The sequence below is a fragment of the Candidatus Marsarchaeota archaeon genome (genome assembly GCA_023473665.1).
Taxonomy (GTDB): domain Archaea; phylum Micrarchaeota; class Micrarchaeia; order Micrarchaeales; family Micrarchaeaceae; genus JAMCYM01.
Map to the genome: position 1 here is coordinate 240,731 of JAMCYM010000003.1, position 20,457 is coordinate 261,187.

Annotated in this window: 19 protein-coding genes and 2 tRNA genes; 9 read left to right on the forward strand and 12 right to left on the reverse strand. The window is 55.0% G+C overall.

Annotation, left to right across the window (positions count from 1 at the left end):
• Nucleotides 1–29: 29 nt before the first annotated feature.
• From M1158_04150 to pdhA, 6 genes are read right to left on the reverse strand one after another with little or no spacing between them, the layout of a single operon-like run.
• Nucleotides 30–761 (reverse strand): FAD-binding oxidoreductase, encoded by a 732-nt coding sequence (locus tag M1158_04150; GenBank protein ID MCL5100277.1) that lies wholly within the window; start codon nt 759–761, stop codon nt 30–32.
• Between the two features lie 35 nt (nt 762–796).
• Entirely contained in the window at nt 797–1,552 is a 756-nt protein-coding gene (locus M1158_04155; GenBank protein ID MCL5100278.1) for an alpha/beta hydrolase, read from the reverse strand.
• 4 nt (nt 1,553–1,556) lie between these two features.
• Nucleotides 1,557–2,924 carry a dihydrolipoyl dehydrogenase gene (gene lpdA / locus M1158_04160; GenBank protein ID MCL5100279.1) on the reverse strand — a complete coding sequence of 456 codons (1,368 nt, stop codon included), beginning with the start codon at nt 2,922–2,924 and terminating at the stop codon, nt 1,557–1,559.
• A gap of 13 nt (nt 2,925–2,937) precedes the next feature.
• Nucleotides 2,938–4,167: a 2-oxo acid dehydrogenase subunit E2 gene (locus tag M1158_04165; protein ID MCL5100280.1), complete on the reverse strand. Its 1,230-nt coding sequence runs from the start codon at nt 4,165–4,167 to the stop codon at nt 2,938–2,940.
• Nucleotides 4,168–4,175: 8 nt separating this feature from the next.
• On the reverse strand, nt 4,176–5,141 hold the full coding sequence (locus M1158_04170) for an alpha-ketoacid dehydrogenase subunit beta (protein MCL5100281.1): 966 nt from the start codon (nt 5,139–5,141) through the stop codon (nt 4,176–4,178).
• 9 nt (nt 5,142–5,150) lie between these two features.
• Nucleotides 5,151–6,221 (reverse strand): pyruvate dehydrogenase (acetyl-transferring) E1 component subunit alpha, encoded by a 1,071-nt coding sequence (gene pdhA, locus M1158_04175; GenBank protein ID MCL5100282.1) that lies wholly within the window; start codon nt 6,219–6,221, stop codon nt 5,151–5,153.
• 166 nt (nt 6,222–6,387) lie between these two features.
• On the opposite strand from pdhA, the gene gatC reads away from it, so the two are divergent.
• The 6 genes from gatC (at nt 6,388) to asnS (ending at nt 12,318) form a co-directional block, all read left to right on the forward strand.
• Nucleotides 6,388–6,681 (forward strand): Asp-tRNA(Asn)/Glu-tRNA(Gln) amidotransferase subunit GatC, encoded by a 294-nt coding sequence (gene gatC / locus M1158_04180; protein MCL5100283.1) that lies wholly within the window; start codon nt 6,388–6,390, stop codon nt 6,679–6,681.
• A 154-nt stretch (nt 6,682–6,835) separates the two neighbouring features.
• Entirely contained in the window at nt 6,836–8,086 is a 1,251-nt protein-coding gene (locus tag M1158_04185; GenBank protein MCL5100284.1) for an aspartyl/glutamyl-tRNA amidotransferase subunit A, read from the forward strand.
• Between the two features lie 4 nt (nt 8,087–8,090).
• Entirely contained in the window at nt 8,091–9,491 is a 1,401-nt protein-coding gene (gene gatB / locus M1158_04190; GenBank protein MCL5100285.1) for an Asp-tRNA(Asn)/Glu-tRNA(Gln) amidotransferase subunit GatB, read from the forward strand.
• Nucleotides 9,482–9,554, forward strand: a tRNA-Asn gene (locus tag M1158_04195). The genes gatB and M1158_04195 overlap by 10 nt, the downstream gene beginning before the upstream one ends.
• A gap of 46 nt (nt 9,555–9,600) precedes the next feature.
• Nucleotides 9,601–10,893: an aspartate--tRNA(Asn) ligase gene (aspS, locus tag M1158_04200; GenBank protein ID MCL5100286.1), complete on the forward strand. Its 1,293-nt coding sequence runs from the start codon at nt 9,601–9,603 to the stop codon at nt 10,891–10,893.
• Nucleotides 10,894–11,010: 117 nt separating this feature from the next.
• Entirely contained in the window at nt 11,011–12,318 is a 1,308-nt protein-coding gene (gene asnS / locus M1158_04205; GenBank protein ID MCL5100287.1) for an asparagine--tRNA ligase, read from the forward strand.
• A 5-nt stretch (nt 12,319–12,323) separates the two neighbouring features.
• On the opposite strand, the gene M1158_04210 is transcribed toward asnS, so the two are convergent.
• Entirely contained in the window at nt 12,324–12,668 is a 345-nt protein-coding gene (locus M1158_04210) for a winged helix-turn-helix transcriptional regulator (protein MCL5100288.1), read from the reverse strand.
• A 155-nt stretch (nt 12,669–12,823) separates the two neighbouring features.
• Here M1158_04210 and M1158_04215 point away from each other — a divergent pair, with 155 nt between their 5' ends.
• Nucleotides 12,824–13,390: a DUF981 family protein gene (locus M1158_04215; GenBank protein MCL5100289.1), complete on the forward strand. Its 567-nt coding sequence runs from the start codon at nt 12,824–12,826 to the stop codon at nt 13,388–13,390.
• A 60-nt stretch (nt 13,391–13,450) separates the two neighbouring features.
• Here M1158_04215 and M1158_04220 read toward each other — a convergent pair whose 3' ends face one another.
• From M1158_04220 to M1158_04235, 4 genes are all read right to left on the reverse strand, one after another.
• Nucleotides 13,451–14,326, reverse strand: coding sequence for a thiamine pyrophosphate-dependent enzyme (locus tag M1158_04220; protein MCL5100290.1), 876 nt, complete (start codon nt 14,324–14,326; stop codon nt 13,451–13,453).
• A 4-nt stretch (nt 14,327–14,330) separates the two neighbouring features.
• Nucleotides 14,331–16,076 (reverse strand): 2-oxoacid:acceptor oxidoreductase subunit alpha, encoded by a 1,746-nt coding sequence (locus M1158_04225; GenBank protein ID MCL5100291.1) that lies wholly within the window; start codon nt 16,074–16,076, stop codon nt 14,331–14,333.
• A gap of 97 nt (nt 16,077–16,173) precedes the next feature.
• Nucleotides 16,174–18,210, reverse strand: coding sequence for a prolyl oligopeptidase family serine peptidase (locus tag M1158_04230; GenBank protein ID MCL5100292.1), 2,037 nt, complete (start codon nt 18,208–18,210; stop codon nt 16,174–16,176).
• Nucleotides 18,211–18,231: 21 nt separating this feature from the next.
• Nucleotides 18,232–18,303: transfer RNA gene (locus M1158_04235), tRNA-Ala, on the reverse strand.
• A gap of 115 nt (nt 18,304–18,418) precedes the next feature.
• On the opposite strand from M1158_04235, the gene M1158_04240 reads away from it, so the two are divergent.
• Together M1158_04240 and M1158_04245 are read left to right on the forward strand one after the other, a co-directional pair.
• On the forward strand, nt 18,419–19,054 hold the full coding sequence (locus tag M1158_04240; protein MCL5100293.1) for a DUF973 family protein: 636 nt from the start codon (nt 18,419–18,421) through the stop codon (nt 19,052–19,054).
• Between the two features lie 37 nt (nt 19,055–19,091).
• Entirely contained in the window at nt 19,092–19,763 is a 672-nt protein-coding gene (locus M1158_04245) for a DUF973 family protein (protein MCL5100294.1), read from the forward strand.
• A 44-nt stretch (nt 19,764–19,807) separates the two neighbouring features.
• On the opposite strand, the gene M1158_04250 is transcribed toward M1158_04245, so the two are convergent.
• Nucleotides 19,808–20,386 (reverse strand): hydrolase, encoded by a 579-nt coding sequence (locus M1158_04250; protein ID MCL5100295.1) that lies wholly within the window; start codon nt 20,384–20,386, stop codon nt 19,808–19,810.
• Between the last annotated feature and the right edge of the window lie 71 nt (nt 20,387–20,457).

The following is a 20,457-nucleotide window of genomic DNA, read 5'->3' on the forward strand; positions in this document are numbered from 1 at the left end:
TTGCTCTTGGGCTTATTACGACTGTGTAATCAGCCCCAGACATCGGCTTTTATCTCCGCCTTAGGCACGTTCAGCTGCACGAGCGCGTCCTTCAGCGCATTGACGAAAGGCAGCGGCCCGCATATGTAACTCACGCGTTCCAGCACATCCGGGGCATGCTTCTTTATCATGTCGGCTCCTATGTGGCCGGTCTCGCCCTGCCAACCGTCTCCCGGTTGCGGCCTCGTGACAGTGACTGCGAGCTTTATGTTAAGGTCTTTCGCTAGCTGGAAGAGCTCCTCCTTGAGGAGTATCTCTGTTGGGAACTTCACGCTGTAGAGCAGCACCGCGTCTGCCGTGGTGCCCAGGCGCTTAAGGTGGCGTATCATTGACATGAACGGCGCAAGGCCGGTGCCGCCTGCAATAAAGAGGACTTTCTTGTCAACTCCCGGAACGAACTTGAACTGTCCGTGCGGGCCCACAACGTTGTACCTGTCTCCCGGCTTGGTCTCCATGAAGTGCGAAACGTGCCCGCCGTGCTCCTTTACCACGAAGAACTCGAGCTCGGGCGCGTTAGGCTCAGACGCTATGGAAAAGGCCCTGCCTACGCACTCCTTTCCGCTAGCATCTATGCCATATATCATGGCGAACATGCCGGCATCGAAGTTCAATGCGCTGCCGTCAACCGCCTTCATCCGCACAAGCTGGACCTCCGGCGTCGCGCTCTCTGAAAGCGTTATTTCATATAGCTTCTTTGTTACCGGATACGCAACATCTGGCATATAATCACGGGTTATTTGAATGCACTCGAATTAATTTAAAGCTTGGTGCGTGCTTGAATCTCTCCAATGAAGGCGACCACGGCATTTGCGGTCTCCTCAGCGCCTAAGAAATGCGGCGTGTGGCCGCCGCCATCTATTATTTTGATGCGGCTGTTGCCTATGCCTTTGGCGAAGACGTCCGCGAAACGCCTGTCTATCGTTTTGTCGTCAGCACCCCATATGATGAGCGTGGGGGCGTTTATCCTTGATAATATGTTGCTCGTGAGCTGGTCCGTCGTTGCGTTTTCCCCTGCTATGCTCCTCATCACATACTCCCTGTTGTCGTTCGTCATGATGAGCTTTTTGATCATATCATCGCGCCGTGCCTCGATGTCGCCATTGCTCAGCAGCTCGTCGAACTGCTCCTCCAGCCCAGCCGCATCCTCAAGTATGAGCGCCTTTATCTCGTAAAGCGAGGCATAGTAAGCGGCTACCCAGCCGCCATAAGAATTGCCCATTATGCACGCATCGCCGTAATGCGTGGCCTCAAGGAATCCCCTAAGCGCATCAACCTGCACCTTTACCGTGTACTCTATCCTTGGGGCATCTGATTCCCCATGGCCGAGAAGGTCGAGAAGCGTCACGTCGTAATCTTCTGGCATGAACCCCACAAACCTCTCCCATGCCCTTGTCGTGCCTCCCAGCCCGTGAATCAGCAACAGCTTAGGGCCGTTGCCTGCGTGGCGGAGCGAATGCAGCATACCTATGCTGGTATTGACGTCCTGCCTGGTAAAATCCTTTGAATAGTCCATCGCATCACTTGCCGTAGAAGAAGTGAACGGGTCTGCCTGCCGCAGCCTCCGCCGCCTCCTGGACAGACTCGCTGAACGTCGGGTGCGGGTGTATTGTTGAGGCTATGTCTTCCACGGTGGCTCCCATCTCTATGGCCAGCGACGCCTCTGCAATCATGGCGTTGGCATCAGGCGAGACTATCTCAACTCCTTTCACGATCCCGTCCCCATCGTATGCGATTTTCACGAACCCTGCAGTTTCGTCGAACGCTATCGCCCTGCCGAGGGCAGTGAGCGGGAACTTCTTGACCGTTATGCCATTGCCTTCCTCGATGCTGCCTGCTATTGCGATTTCAGGATCGGAGAATATGACTGCAGGTACGACTCTGTTGTCGTACGAGACCTGCATTCCTGCCGCGGCCTCCGCCGCAACTACACCCTGCCTCATCGCCTTGTGGGCCAGCATCGGTTCGCCGATGACGTCTCCTATGGCAAAAATATTGCCTTCTGCGGTCCTTAGGTGCGCATCCACCCCGACGAAGCCCTTCTGGTCGCGCTCCACCTTGGTGTTGTCAAGGCCTAGGCCGTCAGTATAGGGAACGAGCCCAACTGCCACTACAACAATATCGGAGTTCAGCATTGTACCGTCGCTGAGCTTCACTGCCGCCCCATCGCGGGAGACTGGTGTCACGGCAGTGCGGACATCTATCCCAAGGCTCGCCATCTTCTTCTTTACTACTGCGACCGCCTCCTTGTCGAACCTCGACAGTACATCAGACCTGGCTACTATCGATACCTTGGTGCCAAGTTTCGCATAAAGCATGCCTATCTCGACAGATACGTATCCTGCGCCGATTATCGTCATGCTCTTCGGAACGTAGTCGAGCATAAGCGCCTGCTTGTAATCCAGAACGGTTTTGCCGTCGAACTCGAAGCCCTTCATAGGTGCGGGCACCGAGCCCGTCGCTATTATCGCGCTCTTGAAGTCCAGCTCTATGCCGGTGCTCAGCTGCAGCTTGCTGTTCGACAGGAATGTTGCGGTGCCCTTGAACACGTCTATCTGGTTCATCTTGCACAGGTACGCTACGCCATCCTCGAGCTTCTTTGACACCGCCATGCGCCACTCGTACATCTTCTTCGCGTCGAGCGTCACATTATCAGCATGGATGCCGAACTTCTCAGAGTTCTTGGCCTCGTAGAATATGTCTGATATGTGTATCAGTGTCTTCGAGGGTATGCAGGCATAGTTCAGGCAATGCCCTCCCAGCTTCTCCTTCTCCACCAATGCCACGCTTTTTCCAAGCTCTGCAGCGCGGATTGCTGCGACATAGCCACCCACGCCTCCACCTATTATGGCAATGTCGACGTTCTCCGGGAGTTCACCCATTACCATGCGAGCACCACAATCAAAGCATCTCCAGGAAGTCTGGATCCTCTATGTACTTCTTGAAGGCGTTGCCCATCCTGACGGCCTCCGCTCCGTCAACAACCCTGTGGTCGAACGTCAGCGTGAAAGGCAGTATCCTTCCGGCCTTCACTATGCCATTTTCCACAACGGGCCAATCGCGCACAACGGTCACGCCCAGTATAGCCACGTCAGGGTAGTTTATCATGGGCACTGCAAGGAATCCGCCGCCCAGGCTGCCAACATTCGTTATGGTGAAGCTGCTGTCGCGCATCTCGTCCAGCGTTATGCTCTGGTCGGTGACCTTCCTGTGCAGCTCTGCTATCTCGTTGGCGAGCTCAAGTATGCTCTTCTTGTCCGCGTCCTTCACCACCACGACCTTCAGCCCGTCAGGTCCCTCAGCTGCGAGGCCTATGTTGTAATACTTCTTCACTATTATCTCCAGCTTGTCGCGGTCGTAGCTCGCATTGAAATGAGGATTCTCCTTGAGCGCCTCGACTGTCGCCTTGATTATGAACGGCAGGTAGGAGAGCTTGACGCCGAACTGCTCCAGCATCTTGCCCTTTTCTTTCTGCATCACGTCAAAGAGGGCATTAGCGTCTGCGATGTCCATATGCGATGCTCTTGGTATGGTCCATGACGCCTCCATGTTCTTCGCAATCGCCTTGCGCGTCTGGGTCAGCGGCACGCGCTCCACAGTCTCGCCGTGCTGCTCCTCCAGCACTTCGGAGAACTTGGGCGTAGCGGCTGCCTGCTGCGGTGCGGCGCTAGACTTGGAAGCGAACGCCCTTACATCGTTCTCGAGTATGCGCCCGTGTGGGCCTGTGCCAGGCACCACATTTATGTCTATTCCGAGCTGCTCCGCCAGCCTGCGCACGGACGGCGCGGCTTCTGCCTCCTTTGCTGCCGGTTTGGCTTGCGTTGCTGTTGTTGCTGCCTGCGGTTTCTGCGACTGCTGCTGGGCCTGGCCAGGCTTAGCAGCCACGCCTTTGAGTTCCTCAGCTGTGCCTATAATAGCTATGGTGTCGCCGACATTCACGTCAGTGCCCTCCTTCGCCACCACCTTTACCATGCCGCTGCCAGGCGCCGGGACGTCGACTACTGCCTTGTCGGTCTCCACCTTGACTATTGGCTGGTCTTCTTTCACCATTTCGCCGTCCTTGACGAGCCACTTCTGTATATGACCCTCTGTTATTCCTTCTCCAACATCAACGAATTTCAGCTCCTTCATTGGAACACCTACATCGACAGCAGCTTGTCTATTGCATTGCCTATCCTGGTCTCGTTCGGCAGGTAATATTGTTCATAGCCGGGGAATGGATAAGGGAAGCTTGGGGCCGCGACCCTCATTATCGGTGCATCCAGATCGTACATGGCCTTCTCGGCTATCCTTGCCGATACCTCTGCGCCCACCCCGAAGCTCGTCGGCGCCTCGTGCACGATGAGCACCCTTCCAGTCTTCTTAGCGCCTTCGAGAACCGTCTTCTCGTCGAGCGGGTTTATCGTCCTAAGGTCTATGACCTGCGCCGACACCTTCTTCTTCTCCACCACATCGTTTACCAGGCTAGCCATCGTGCCATAAGTTATTATCGTCACGTCATCGCCCTCTTTGAGAATGCTTGCTTTTCCTATCGGCACCTCGTACATCGCATCGGGCACCTCCTGCTTGAAGAGCCTGTATAGCTTCGTCGGCTCCAGGAACAGCACCGGATCGTTGAGATGCGCGGCAGCTATGAAAAGCCCCTTGGCGTCGTAAGGCGTGGATGGCTCGACGACTATTATGCCTCCCGGATGCGCGAAGAATGCCTCGGGACTCTCAGAATGGTGCTCCAGCGTGCGCACCCCTCCGCTTACCGGGGTCCTTATGATCATAGGCAGGCTCATCGCAGAGCGCGTCCTGCTCCTGTACCTTGCGGCATGGTTGACCAGCTGGCTGAATGACAGGTACATGAAGCCCGCGAACTGCAGCTCCGGCACCGGGTGCATGCCTGCCAGCGCCATCCCTATGGCAGTTCCGACTATGCCCGATTCTGCTAGAGGCGTGTCTATGACCCTGTCTGCGCCGTACTTGTCGAAGAGTCCATCGGTGACCCTGAACACCCCACCGTCCTTGCCTATGTCCTCACCGAGAAGCACCATGTCCTGATTTTCCTGCATGCAGAGGTCCATTGCGCTGTTAAGCGCGCCTATCATATTAGTGTTCATGCGATCGCTTCAACCCTGCCAGAAGCCTGCGCTTATGGCCTCGTCCTCCTCGCCCTTGAGCACATCAGGCATGAAGCTGTAAACGTTCTCGAACATGCTCCTGGGGTCGGGCTTGAACTGCTCTGCCTTCTCCACTGCCTCGTCTATGAGCTTCAGCTGCTCGTCCTGCATCTTGCCTTCCATGCTGTCGTTCCAGAGCCTCTTGCCCTCTAGATATTTCCTGACGCGCGCGATCGGATCCTTCGCCTTCCATGCTTCGACATCAGCGTCAGGCCTGTACTTCGTCGGGTCGTCGGCCGTCGTGTGCATGCTCATCCTGTACGTCACAGCCTCTATGAGCGTCGGCCCTGTCGCGGTGTCGCTTATCGCGTCGCTCGTGGCCTTGTACATGGCAATTACGTCATTGCCATCCACTTGCATGCATTTTATGCCTGCGGCGATGCCCTTCTGCGCGAGCGTCTGTGCCGCCGACTGCTTCGACCTGGGCACCGATATGGCCCACTGGTTGTTCTCTATGATAATGACAAGCGGCAGCTTGAAGACGCCAGCGAAGTTTATGCTCTCGTAGAAGTCGCCCTCTGACGTGCCGCCGTCGCCGACGTACGCTATCGTAGCAGATCCGGTCTTCCTGTACTTCTGCGCGTACGCCATCCCAACGCTGTGCGGCAGCTGCGTGCTCACAGGCACCGCCACCGGCAGGCCGTTCACGCTCTTCGGCACCGCATTCCCCTCCTCGAAGCCTCGCCAGTAAACGAAGAAATCCTCGAGCGGCAGCCCTCTCACAAGATAAACTGCATGCTGCCTGAAGTTCGGCACAAAGATGTCGTTCTGGCGCATAGCCGATGCGCTGCCCACCTGGACGGCCTCCTCGCCTATCAGCGGTGCATACGTTACAGCCCTCCCCTGCCTCTGCAAGCTGAGCGTCTTCGCGTCAAGGGCCCTTGCGAAGCTCATCTTCCTGTACATGTCCAGTATCTTGTCGTCAGTGAGTTCCTTGGGCATCAGGCTGGCGTCTATAGCGCCGCTCTCATCCATTACCTGCATGTAACTTATAGAACCGTTGTAGACCTCCTTCAGCATCACATCGCCAGATTTCCGTATATCTCTGCAATCTTATTTTAATGTTTCCGCAACGCGAAGGAATATATGGTGCTACCTTTTGTTAAGTACCATTTGGCATGCCCGCTAAGTTTCCTGGCCGATGCACAAAAGAATTATAAATGGAGTTGCAGCCAATTAGAGGTGTATGGTCGATTTTCAGAAGGTTGATGCCACGCTGCTCGAGCGCATCTGCTCAGACGCAAAGCTCACTCTGGACGACTCAGAAAAGGAGAGGTTCGTCACCGAGATGTCGGAGATACTCGCGGCATTCAGGTCGATAGGCGAAGCCGAAACGGAGGGCGTGCGGCCGGCCTATCACCCCACTGCGGTAGAGAATGTCTGGCGTGACGATGCCCCGGCAAGGAAAAGAAAGATTGACATAAAGAAAAACACAGATGCGCTGGAAGGCGGCTATATAGTGGGTCCAAAACTAGTATGACAAGGCGGTTCTATTAATAGACGTAAAGACATTTCTGGAGGACGTCAGGGCGGGTCGTGTCGACCTTGAGGACTTTGCGGCAAAAGTCAAGGAAAGCGCCAAATCTATACAGGAAATATATTCTCCTTTCATAACGATAAATCCCTCATTTGGCATGCAGCGTAAAAGCGGCGGCGCTTTATCCTATCTCCCTGTCTCTGTGAAGGACTGCATATGCACAGAGGGGCTCAGGACCACTGCAGGCTCGAGGATTCTCGACAGTTACGTGCCTACCTATGATGCGACTGCGGTATCAAAGGCCAAGGCCGCCGGCGGATTGATACTTGGGAAGACGGCACAGGATGAATTCGGGTTTGGTACGTTCTCAGACACATGCGCGTATTCAGTGCCAAAGAACCCTCTAGATCCCGAAAGGACCTGCGGGGGCAGCAGCGGTGGTGCAGGATGCCTGACCGCAGCGGCAGACTTCCCGCACATAGCGATAGCAGAATCTACAGGCGGCAGCATAACTGCACCGGCAGCGTTCACCGGCACAGTCGGGCTGACCCCTACCTACGGGCGCGTATCCAGGTATGGCCTTATAGACTATTCCAACAGCATGGACAAGATCGGAGTGATAGCAAGGGAGGTGTACGACTCTGCGCTGATGCTCTCCGTGCTATCAGGCCATGATCCTCTAGACTCGACGAGTCACAAGGCCGGACCTGAGGACTTTACACGGCACGTAGGCAAGAGCATAAAGGGGATCAAGATAGGAATCCCAAAGGAATACTTTGAAGGCGTGGACGGAAAGATCTCAAAGCCTGTGTACGACGCGATACATAAGCTCGAAGCAATTGGCGCCGAGCTGGTCGACGTAAGCCTTCCGTACACGAGGTACGCGATTTCCGCATATTACATAATAGCGATGGGCGAAGCCTCGACAAACCTGGCAAGGTACTGCGGGATGCGATATGGAGCCCATGACGAAATAGCTGGCGAGTTCTCTGAATATTTCTCGAAAATACGTTCGAAGGGCTTCGGCGAAGAAGCCAAGCGCAGGATAATACTCGGAACGTACGTGCGCGCGGCCGGTTTCAGGGATGCATATTACACCAAGGCGCTGAAGGTCCGCGCCCTACTTATACGGGAATTCAAGGAGGCATTCTCAAAAATCGACACGCTTGCAACGCCCTCAATGCCTATATTGCCGCCGAGGTTCGACGAGATAAGCGCTATGTCGCCCCTCGAGAAGTACAACATGGACAAGATGACGACCGCGCCTAACCTGTGCGGCTTCCCGACGATATCTGTGCCCGCCGGCAAGGTCGACGGGCTTCCTGTCGGCATGCAGCTGATTGCCGATCATTTCCAGGAGGGCAGGCTTATAAGCGCCGCCTCGGCGCTGGAAGGTGGTTATGATTAGGGTAATGATAGGGCTGGAGGTGCACTGCCAGCTCAATACCGAGAGCAAGCTCTTCTGCCAGTGCGAGGCATACCTCAGCGATGCAAAGCCCAACGAATCGACATGCGAGGTCTGCCTTGGCTATCCAGGGGCCAAGCCGGTGCTGAACAAGAGGGCCGTGGACCACGTGATAAGCATTGGCCTCGCCCTTGGCTGTGCGATAAACAGCGAGACATACTTCTCAAGGAAGACATACTTCTACCCTGACATGCCGAAGAACTTCCAGATAACGCAGTACGAGGTTCCTATAGCTATGGGCGGCAAGATTGACGTGAACGGCTCGGCAATAAGGATACGCCGCGTGCACCTCGAGGAGGATCCGGCAAGGATAATATACGCGAACGGTAACCTCGAGACCACGAGCTACGTCTTGGTGGACTACAACAGGGCAGGCGTTCCATTGGCCGAGATAGTGACAGAGCCCGACATCAAGAGCCCGAGAGAGGCGCGCGCTTTCCTAGACAAGCTGTCTACGATTCTGGACTACCTGAAGGTCTACGACCAGGCGAGGGGCGCATCAATAAGAGTGGACGCCAACATATCGATAGAAGGGGGCGAACGCGCTGAGATAAAGAATATTACTGGCTTCGAGAGCGTCGAGAAGGCACTGAACTACGAGATAGTCAGGCAGCAGAACCTGCTCAGGTTGGGCAGGAAGATAGAACGCGAGACCAGGCACTTCGACGAGATAGCTAAGACAACAAGCCCCCTAAGGAAGAAGGAGTTCGAAGAGGATTACGGCTACATATTCGATCCGGACCTGCCGGTCCTTGGCCTGTCAGAGGAGTGGATTGCAGGCATAAGGGGCAGCATGCCCGAGCTGCCTGACAGCATGGTGGAAAGGCTGGCAAGGGATTACAGCATAAGCAGGTACGATGCGAAGGTGATAGTCTACACCGGCAGCGACTTCGCAGCATTCTTTGAGGAAACGTGCAGGTTGCACGGCAAGCCACTCGCCGTATCAAGGTGGATGACGAACTACCTGCTCAAGAGCCTGAACTGGAGATCCGAGCGCATATCGCAATCTAAGGTGAGGCCGGACACGTTTGCCGAGCTCCTCGGCCTGATGGACAGGGGCAGCATAGGCGAGAGATACGCTAAGGAGCTGATAAAGGAATACGTCGATACAGGTGCAAGCCCCTCAGAGCTGGCAAGGAGCGCAGGGGAGCCGCTTACGCCTGAAGAGCTGGAGAGAACTGTTAAAAATGTGGTAAGCGAGAATTCCACGGCGGCGGCCGAGCTGCGGGAAGGCAAAGAGGCGGCTATGCAGTACCTGATAGGGCTCGTGCTGAGCAAGACGAAGAAACGGGGAGACCCGAGGGAGATAGCAAAATTGATAAGAAATGCGCTGGGAATGCCTCTGTAGCTCAGTAGGTAGAGCGACTGGCTGTTAACCAGTAGGTCGTAGGTTCGAGTCCTACCGGAGGCGTAATGGTGTATGTATGGTAGAAAGCAATGGCTGGAAGAGGAGCTGCATGCTCGCAGACATAGGCAAAGGCATGCATGGCAAGAGCGTGACCGTCATGGGCTTCCTAAGGGAGGTGCGTGACGTGGGCAAGCTCAAGTTCGCGTTGCTTGCAGACGTGAGCGGCACCGTTCAGCTAACCCTGAGGAGCGACACGAAGCCCTTCGATGAAATCGGCGATCTTGCCAAGGAATCGACAATCGGGATAAAGGGCACTGTCAACGAAAACGAAAAGGTCTCCTCCGGCATTGAGATAATCCCGGAAGAGATCGTAGTGTTCAGCAGGGCCGAACCGAAGCTGCCGATACAGGTATACGGAAAGACCGATGCGCTGCTCGACACGCGGCTTGACTGGCGGTTCCTAGACATTAGGAAGCAGAAGAACGCGCTGGTATTCAAGGTGCAGACCATGGTAGAGGCCGCGATGAGGGAGTACTGGCTCAAGAACGGCTTCGTCGAGATACATTCGCCTAAGCTCATGGGCTCTCCGAGCGAGAGCGGAGCCGAATTGTTCCCTGTTGTGTATTTCGACAGGACGGCGTTCCTTGCACAGTCGCCGCAGTTCTACAAGCAGATGGCGATGTGCGCAGGCCTGGACCGCGTGTTTGAGATCGGGCCTGTTTTCAGGGCCAACCCCTCTAACACCACCAGGCATGACACTGAGTATACGTCTGTCGACATGGAGATGTCGTGGATAGAGTCTCATGAGGACGTAATGCGCTTCGAGGAGGGATGGCTCGCGCACGTGATGGAAAAGGTAAGGGAAAGGCACGGCGCCGAAATAAAGAAACTGTACGGCGTGGACATTGTGGTGCCTGGGCTTCCGTTCCCGAGGATGACGTTCAGGGAAGCGAAGGCGTTCCTGAAAGAAAAGGGAATTGCTGTCGCAAACGACGACCTCGTACCTGAGGAGGAGCGAACGCTGGGCGCCATGGCCAAGGAGAAATATGGTAGCGAGTTCATCTTCATCACGGAATACCCGTGGAGCGCCAAGCCTTTCTACCACATGAGGAAGGAGAGCGACCCCAGCGTCACGAAAGGCTTCGACCTCCTTTTCAAGGGTCTTGAGGTTACCACCGGCGCCCAGAGGGAGCACAGGCACGACGTGCTCATTGGGCAGGCCAAGGAGAAGGGTCTAGGCGAGGAGAACATAAAGTTCTATACCGACTTCTTCAGGTTCGGTGCGCCGCCGCACGGCGGCTTCGGCTTCGGGCTCACCAGGCTGCTGATGCAGCTGCTAGGCGTCGATAACGTGCGCGAGGTGACTTTCGCTTTCAGGGACATCAAGCGCTTGTTCCCGTAGATTGCGCTTCCTTTCCCTTCGGGCCGTTGCAATGCACCGCGCTTCGCAATCACGAGCTCGTTTGTGCAGAAACAGAATCAATATAAGATTTGGCGCAGCTACCTCTAGAGTGGTCCAATGTCATACTTGCATGTATCCGCGGCGCAGAAGGCCGTCGGCAAGGAGGTAAAGCTACGCGGCTGGGTGCACAGGAAGCGCGAGAGCGGGGGCATAGCTTTCATAGTGCTCAGGGATCTCACCGGCATAATGCAGGTGGCTGTAAAGAAGGGCAGCGTAGGCGAAGCATCGTGGAAGGCAGCCACAGAGGCCAGCGTTGAATCGAGCATTGAGATATCGGGCACGGTAAAGGCCGACGAGCGCGCGCCGACAGGTTTCGAGGTTGAGGCCACTGCCTTCAAGCTCACAAATGCCTCCGAACCATTCCCGATAACAGAATACCAGAGCACTGAGCTGCTCCTCGACAAGCGCCACCTCTGGCTGAGAAGCACCAAGATGGTGGGAATAATGCGGCTGCGCTCTATCATCTTCAGGTATACGCGCGCGTTCATGGACAAGCACGGCTTCTACGAGGTAACCCCGCCGCTCATAACAAAAGCCGGCGGCGAGACCGGCTCATCGATGTTCGAAATCGATTATTACGGGCAGAAAGCCTACCTGACCGAATCGTCGCAGCTCTATGCCGAGGCGATGATATACTCGCTGGAGAAGGTGTATTCATTCGTGCCGTCCTTCAGGGCCGAGAAATCGAGGACCAACAAGCACCTATCAGAGTACTGGCACCTCGAGCCGGAGATGGCCTATTACAACAACGAGCAGAGCATGAAGCTCCAGGAAAGGCTGGTTAGCTACGTAGCCAACAAGCTCGGCGCTGAGCATGCCGACGAACTGAAGGCGCTTGGCGCAGATGCTGAGGCGCTGCTGAAAATAAAGCCGCCGTTTAAGCGCCTGACCTACGAGAAGATGCTCGACGTCCTGGCCGACAAGGGCAAAAAGCTGAGCTGGGGCGATGACATCGGCGTGGACGAGGAGCGCCTGCTGATGGCCGACGAAGACAAGCCTGTTTTCATAACCTACTGGCCCAGGGAGCTCAAGCCGTTCTACATGCCGGTGAACCCGAAGGACGAGCGCACCGTGCTTTGCGCAGACCTGCAGGCTCCCCACGGCCATGGAGAGATAATAGGCGGCAGCCAGCGCATATGGAAATATGACGAGGCGATGGAGCGCTTCCACGAGGTGGAGAAGGCGAAGGGCGTCAAGTTCAACCTTGACAACTACTCGTGGTACCTTGATCTGCTCAGGTACGGCTCGGTGCCGCACTCAGGCTTCGGGATGGGAATAGAGCGCACTATAAAATGGCTGCTGAACCTGGAGCACATACGCGATGCGATACCATTCCCGCGCATGGTCAACAGGCTTGCGCCTTAATGGAATCATTTCCTGCTCTGCGCTGCAGCGAGCTCTATGAGCGGGCAACCCAAACCAATGAGCTTTATCCCTGCAGTGGTGAGGGCGTACTTCACCCTGATCGGCGCAGTGTCGATTACCTCCCTGTCTACAAAGCCGGCCTTTGCCAAATCCTTGAGCACAGCGGAGAGCGTCTTGGCCGTGAGACCTGACTGCGCAAGCAGCTCGTTGTAGAACATCCCGTCGTGCCTTGGCGCGAGCATGCTTACAACGGCCATGCGCCAGTTAGCTCTCATTATGTGGCCGACCTCGCTAGGGCTGAGCTTCTCGTCGCGCATAATCTTGCTCACTGGGCAGTTTTCCGCAGCCATAAAAGCACCATGCCAATTTCTCATCCTCTATATAAAGGTATTGCCGCTTGCGCCGCTGCAATGCGCTTCCCCTAGGTATACTTGTTTTACCAAAAGCGCTTGCATTCTGGAAATGCTTAAATTCTTTGCTTTTGATGTGGTAAACGGATGAGTCAATGGCTTTCGTAGACCCGCTTGCTGTAATGCTGCTTGTAGCAGGGCTGAGCACGTTGCTGCTCGCGATATACGCATTTATGTTTGCAAGGGGCAAGAAAGGACTTGCTAATCTCGCTGTGCCAATGTTCGTTCTCGGAATGTTCAACTTCATAAGCGGCTTCTTCCTTTCGTTCGCATGGCCCATGCCCGGCGCATACAACATGCTCTTCGGCGATGCGCAGCTTGTCCTCGGCCTGCTGATGCTCATGGGCGGATACATGCTCTACAAGAACATCGACATCAAGATACTGACGATATTCGGGTTCTTCTTCGGCATATATCTTGCCATGCAGGCTGTGGCCATACCTGCTTTCGGCCTCGAGAGCGGCGCCAACTTCCTGCCGGCATTCGGCCTTTACGTGTTCGCTGCGCTATCAGGAATATTCTCGCCATTGGTGTACACGAGTTCAAAGAGCGGCCTGAAGTATGCATACTACTTCCTGTTCGCTCTGCTGATAATAACCACGTTCCTGCTGCTCTTCATAGGCTACACGGCGATATACGAGCACTTGGGCTCTCCACCATAAAGCCGTAAAATACGGCGGGATTGCCGGGGCTAAACGCCTCGGCACCCATTTTTCTTCTTGCTAGTCCAGCATATGCTCGGACATGACTTCAGCTATCTCTTCCTTTGTGGGCATCGGCTGGCTTACCAGCGGGCCTTTCTTTAGCGCCACGTCGAGCGCAGCGTATATCGGCTTGTCGGCCTCGTAGAAGAGCCCTATCGGGAACTTGCTGCTATCGTTGTCGAACTCGAAGGCCTTCTGCATAGCTGCATTGAAATCGTGAGGGTCGTGCCCTTGCTCCTCCAGCTTGTATACCCTTGGCCTGAACCAGTCGTAGGTGTTGAAGTGGTTGAAGCTGACGCACGGGCTCTGCACGTCTATCAGCGCGAAGCCCTTGTGCTTTATGCCGCCCTCTATGAGCTTCGCAAGGTGCATCGGGTCGCCGGAGAAGCCCCTCGCGACATATGTCGCACCTGCGGCCAACGCCACTGCAATCGGGTTTACGGGCCTCTCTATCACGCCGAACGGCGTCGACTTCGTCTTCTGGCCCATCATGCTGGTGGGCGATGCCTGGCCTGTAGTGAGCCCATATATCTCGTTGTTCATGACTATGTAGGTTATGTCTATGTTGCGCCTTATCGCGTGGACGAAGTGCCCCATGCCTATCCCATAGCCGTCGCCATCGCCCCCAGCAACAAGCACGGTAAGCGACTCGTTTGAGAGCTTCACGCCTTCAGCTATCGGCAATGCCCTGCCGTGTATGCCGTGTATGCCATACGTCTTGAGATCGTGCGGCATGCTGGAGCTGCAGCCTATGCCGGAAACCACGACTGTATTGTCGGGGTCGAGCTGCAGGTCTGTCATGGCCTTCAGTATGGCAGAATCCACGCCGTAGTCCCCGCAGCCCGGGCAGAATATCGGCTTGATGTCTGATTTGTAGTTTTGTTGCGTCAGCATATGATCATCTTTTAGCATAACCGAGCACGCCTTCTGCGATCTCGCTGGCGGTTATCGCCTCGCCATCGTACTTCAGCACGCGGTCCTTTATCTCGATGCCGGTGTTCATCTCGATCACCTTCGCGAGCTGCGCTGTCGCGTTGCACTCGACGTCCACAAGCCGCTTGCCGGAAAGCAGCGCCTTTACTTTTCCTGCATCCATCGGCAGCAGGTAAGCGAACGATATCATCCCTGCATTGGCTCCCTGTGCATTGAGCAGCTGCAGCGCCTCTGTCGCGCTCTCAGTGGTCGAGCCGAACGTCACTATGAATATGTCTGCGTTGCTGTTGACAACAAGCGGCATCTCTATTGTGCCGTCGTTGAGCATCGTGTCGAGCTTGTGCATGCGCTTGTCGTGCATCCTCTTCCTGAGCTTGGTATACTCCTCAAGGCCGACCAGCACGTCGCTGATCAGGTTGCCGTACTCGTCGTGCTCGTCGCTTGCGGCCACGAACGCATTGCCCTTCGTGCCTGGTATCGATCTCGGAGATATGCCGTTCTCGGTGAGCGCGTATCTCTTGAACCTGCCATCTTTCGGCGCATCCGTCACAACAAGCCCCCTGTCAACTGTTATCCTACCCTGGTCCATGTCTATGCTCTCCATATGCTCTGACAGGAACAGGTCCATCAGAACTATTACCGGGCACTGGTACTTTTCAGCTAGGTTGAAGGCGTTGGCGCCAACATAAAAGCATTCCTCTATGCTGCGTGGTGCCACGACTATTCTCGGGAATTCACCCTGCGAGGCGTGCATCACGAAAAGCAGGTCGCCCTGCTCCGTCTTTGTTGGAAGGCCTGTGCTTGGCCCGCTCCTCTGCGATTCAACAACGACTATCGGCGCCTCTATCATGCCAGCAAGGCCCAGCGCCTCTACCATGAGCGAGAAGCCGCCGCCGCTGGTGCCGCACATCGCGCGCACTCCCGCGCTCGCCGCGCCTATCGTCATGTTTATGGCTGCTATCTCGTCCTCTGTTTGCTTGAACAGAACGCCGAGATTCTCGTGCTTGGCAAACCATTCGAGTATGCTGCTGGCGGGCGTCATCGGATATGCGGCATAGAACTTGCAGCCCGCTGCATATGCCCCAAGAGCCAGCGCCTCGTTCCCGTCAATGAGGTAGCGCGCCTTCGGCGCGCTCGCGATCTCAATCTTTTTGCCAAGCGCAACATTGGACTCGAAGCCGTAGCCGAGATTGACGGCATCGACATTCGGTTTGACGATATCTGGCTTTAGCCTGAATGCGTTGGCCACGGCCTTGTCTATTACGTCCCTGTCAACGCCGATGAGCTTGCAGACGAAGCCTATCGCCACGCTGTTCCTGTAGATGAAAGAGCCGCCGCTCTGCACCGCCATGTCTGTGAGCGGCATGCTCACTGCCTGTACATCCTGCCTCGCCCTGGCTGCTTCCTCGATGCCCGGCACTTTGCTGTCGTATACTACAATGCCGTTCTTTGCGACGAGGCGCATGTTGCTCTCCAACGAGTCCTTGGTGAGCGCTATGAGCACGTCTATACTGTCGCCGTACGAATAAAGCTTGTCTGGCGAGGCGCGGACCTGCTGCCAGACGTTGCCACCGCGTATGACCGACTGGTAACCCCTGTACGCGAAGACATGGAGCCCGCTGTGCCCGAGCAGCCTTGCAAGGAGCTGCCCTGTAGAATCAATGCCGTCGCCATTCGCACCCCCTATCCTGACAGAAACGCTCTCAGCCATAAGAACACCAAAACCAATACATGCCAGATTGCCACCCAAGCATTTTATTGATTTCGGAATGTCAGGCTGATGCAGCCATTAAATGCCACGGCTTGAATCATTTTTCAACGCCAAGCCGCCAAAGAACGAACGCTGCTTTGTCTGCCGCAGACTCAGCATAAGTGGCGACGGTTGCGCCAGCCCCATGCCCGAGGTTCCTTTCCGTCTTGATAAGCACCAGGCCGTCCCTATTATAATCAAGCATCTTAGCCGCCATTTTCCGTGCGTGCATCGGGTCGACGCGGTCATCGTTCTCTGCAGACATGAACAATATAGGGGGATAGCGCTGGCCCTTCTTCAGGTTATGGTAGGGCGAATACTTGAGCAGGTACTTAAATTCATCCTCCTTTTCAGGGTTCCCATACTCGCTTATCCACAGCTGTCCGCCAGCGAATTTGGGAAACCTTATCATATCAAGAAGCGGCGCTGAGCAGACAACCACCTCGAACAGGTCAGGCCGCTGCACCATGCATGCGGCGACGAGCAGTCCGCCGTTGCTCCCTCCAATAATGGCCAGCCTGTCCTTGCTAGTGTACTTGTTCGCGATCAGAAATTCCGCCGCACAAATAAAGTCATCGAAGGTGTTCTGCTTGTTCTCTAGCATTCCGGCCCTGTGCCATTTCTCCCCGAATTCTCCGCCGCCTCTAATGTTGGCGGAGGCGCAGACGACGCCATGCTCGATAAGCGCCATGTACAACGAACTGAAAACCGGCAGTTCGGGGACTGCAAATCCTCCATAGCCCGTCAATAGCACTGGATTTTTGCCATCTAAGGCAAGCCCTCTTTTGTTTGCGACCGACATAGGTATTTCAGTGCCGTCTCTCGACTTGTACCATACCTGCTTAAGCTCAAAGTCGTCGCTGTCAATGTTAGCCTTGGATCGTTCAAGTTCCTCCAAAGAAGGTTTTCCTATATCAAGCATGTAGTGGGTAGCGGGTTTTATTGTCGATTCGTGTATTAGGAACGCTCTAGTTCCGTCAGGTTCTACAGCCATTCCAGAGACGACCCCGATAGATGGCAACTCAACTTCTTTCAGGTTCTTGCCATCTGCGTCGCAGACAAATATCCTTTCGTTAACATTGTCCAAGTAAATGGCAATAGCCCTGTCGCCAGACACTACAAATTCATCGAGGACGCCATCGCTCTCTTTCAATACCTCTTGCCATCCCTCTACTCCTGGATTGTCAATTTTGAATTTCACAACCCTGCCGTTCGGTGCCTCGTAGTCCGTTAGCATATATATTGAGCCCCCTACGACATCCAGCACTCTTGACTTCGCATCCAACCCTACAACAAAGGGCATTATCCCGGAATCTGAGTCAAGGTCCTTATAATAGATGTCAGTCTTCGACCATCCGGTTGATTTGTATATAAACAAATAGTTCGAGTGCCTCGGCACGTACACATCAACAATGAACGTCTGGATGTCCTTTTCAAAGAGCGGTGTGTCGCTGCCCGAATCAGTTCCGAGCCTGTGGAAGTAGACTCTGTACGCATACTTTCTGTCCACCTCGCTGTTGGGATCGTTTCCCCTAGTATAATAGAAGCCTGATCCGTCTGGCAGCCATGCGGCTTCTAAATATCTGACGTCGCTGATGACATCGGGCATCTTCTTGCCTGAATTCAGGTCCAGCACGTACGTGTCGCCTCTGTCACTGCCTCCCTTAGAGACTGAATATGCTATCTTGCCCCCGTCCCTTGAGATGTACATGCTCTGCAGGGAGAGGGTGCCGTCCTCGCTGAATGTGTTAGGATCAAGAGCCAGCCTTTCTTTACCCTCAAGGCCGTCTCTATAATAAATAGCAGCGAATTTCTGCCCGGGCCTTTTTCTGGTCTGGAAATATCGATATCTGGCCCGCCCATCGCCGAGCTTGTACGGCCTGAAGACTCCAAAAAAATCTATATCTGTCAATTCAAGTATCCTGTCCCTTATTCTGTCTCTGAGCGGCAGCCCGCTGAGGAGATTCATGGCGCGCTTGTCCTGCCCATCCACGAATTCCTTAGTTCTTGCGCTACCGGCGTCCTCTAGCCACCTATACTCATCAGTTATTTTTATTCCATGAAGCGTTTCTGTAACGCCGCCATCATCAGCCATCGGACCACTAAGTAATATGAGTGGACCCTGCGGGATTTGCACCCGCGACCCCCTCGTTGCGAACGAGGTGCTCTGCTACTGAGCCAAGGGCCCGGTTCTAACTTTGGTATATGAAGCGCGAGCGTATTTATTACTTGCTTGCATCGTACTCAACAAGCCGTTCCGACTAAGGTCAAACCTTTTATACTTATCCTTTGAAGGTTAAACTATGTCCGACACGTCTGGAATTGGGAAATTGAGAACAGCTATGCTGCTGTACCTGATCGGGTCTATACTCGGCATTGTTGGCTACATCTACGGGGTTTCGCAGGCGTTGGGCGGCGGCGCAGTTCCGGTCACATCTAACTTTGCTGCGCTCATACCCTATCTGGCAATTTTTATAATCGGCCTTGTGCTTGCAATACTTGCGGTCTTTTACATGAGGTCCGGGTTCTCTATCCTGGCGCGCAGCAACAGCAACTACAAGCTGGGCGCTACGGGCGCGCTCCTTGACCTAATCGGCATCATACTAGTTGTGCTTGCAGTGATTGTCATATTCGTCTCTCTTCTGTCGCTTTCGTCTGCATCGCCCAGCAGCGGCCTCAGCGCAGTGGGAGTAGGCATAGGCGGCAGCTTGGCTGCCCTGGCGCTGTTCGGCATAGGCGGACTGCTTGCCTTCATCGGCACAATACTGCTGGTGGTAGGGTTCTACCGAATCGGCTCGGATTCCAACAGCGGAATAGTGAAGGCCGGAGCAATACTCTACCTGCTGATACCGTTCATAGGCGTGATACTGCTGTACATAGGGCTGAAGGACGCACAGCGCGGTACGCCAAGTTCTGGTCAGGGCGCAGCAGGCCAGTAAATGCAGCGTTAAGGCAGGAACCGGCATGTGATCGAAAATGGCATCCTCCAAATCTGGCAGCGCCCGCGGCGCAGCACCGGCTCGCCCGGTTCCAGGTATAGACAAGCTTCGCTTAGGCACATTGCTGGGCATCATAGCCAGCTTAGTCATAATAGCTGCGGCCGCCATGCTCTATATCAGCGCCATCGCTTCTACTGTGTTTTTGGGTCTTGCAAGCATCAACGCAACGACAGGCACCACGTCGGGTATCGCATCAAGCTCGCCGTCAGGCATTTCTGCTATATGGGTCTTCATCCCATTCTTCGCCACCCTCGCGATAGGGCTGATATTGTGGGCGGCGGCGCTGCTTGAGCTGCGCACCGGGTTTAGGGCCCTTGCCTCTAAGGACCGCAGATACCGTCTCGGCCACATCGGGGCGCTGATTGGTATCATAGGATTTGTCCTTACACTTGTGTTCGCGGCACTGCTCCTGCCCATATCCACATACCCGCCAGCTTACGTCGGTCAGTTTATGGCAATCGGGTTTATTTGCATAGTCGTCGGACTTATTATCGGCGCCATAGGCCTGCTGGCCGAGCTACTCACGCTCTACAGGCTGGGCTCGCAGTACAACAACTCAATGGTCGAGGTGGGCGCCATACTCTCGATCTTCATAGGGCTCATAGGGCTGATCATCCTGTACATGGGGCTTGACGACCTGGCCAAGTGAGTTTCTAGTCTAATCCCGGTAACGCGTTTTCTCTTCTGCATGCTCTACCCTAACATGCCGATTATCTGCTCTGTGGTCCTGAGCCTGCCTATCCGCGGGAATATGAACTTCAGCGTTGCGTTGTGCTCCTCTTCCGTGGTTGCTGACATAGCGTCGACAGCGAACACCTGGTTGTAGCCGTGCTGGTAGGCCTCCCTCGCAGTGGTCTCAACGCCTATGTTCGTCGATATGCCGCACAGTACAATCGTGTCTATGCCCCTGCGCCTGAGCTGCAGGTCAAGCTCCGTGCCGTGGAATGCGCCCCACTGCCTCTTGGTTATTACTATGTCGCCCTGCACTGGCTTTATCTCGTCCATGAAGTCGGCCCAATCAGCGGGCCTCTCGCCCTGCCACTGCATCTTCTGGTCAGCTATGGGTGAGAGCGTATCCTTGCCGTCGATGCTTGTAACATGCACCAGGAACACTGGCGCTCTGGCCTCCCTGAACTTGCTGACGAGCTTCGCTACGTTCGCCACAACCTCATTTGCGCTGTGCGGTGCAAGCTGCCTTGCCATACCTGCTATTCCCTTCTGTATATCTATCACGACAAGCGCGGTCTTATTCCTATCGAGAGTGTCTGCCATCAAATCACACTCTTAATCGCACAGAAAAATATTTACGCGGCGCGCTGGAAGCGCAGTAGTGCCTGTTTTAA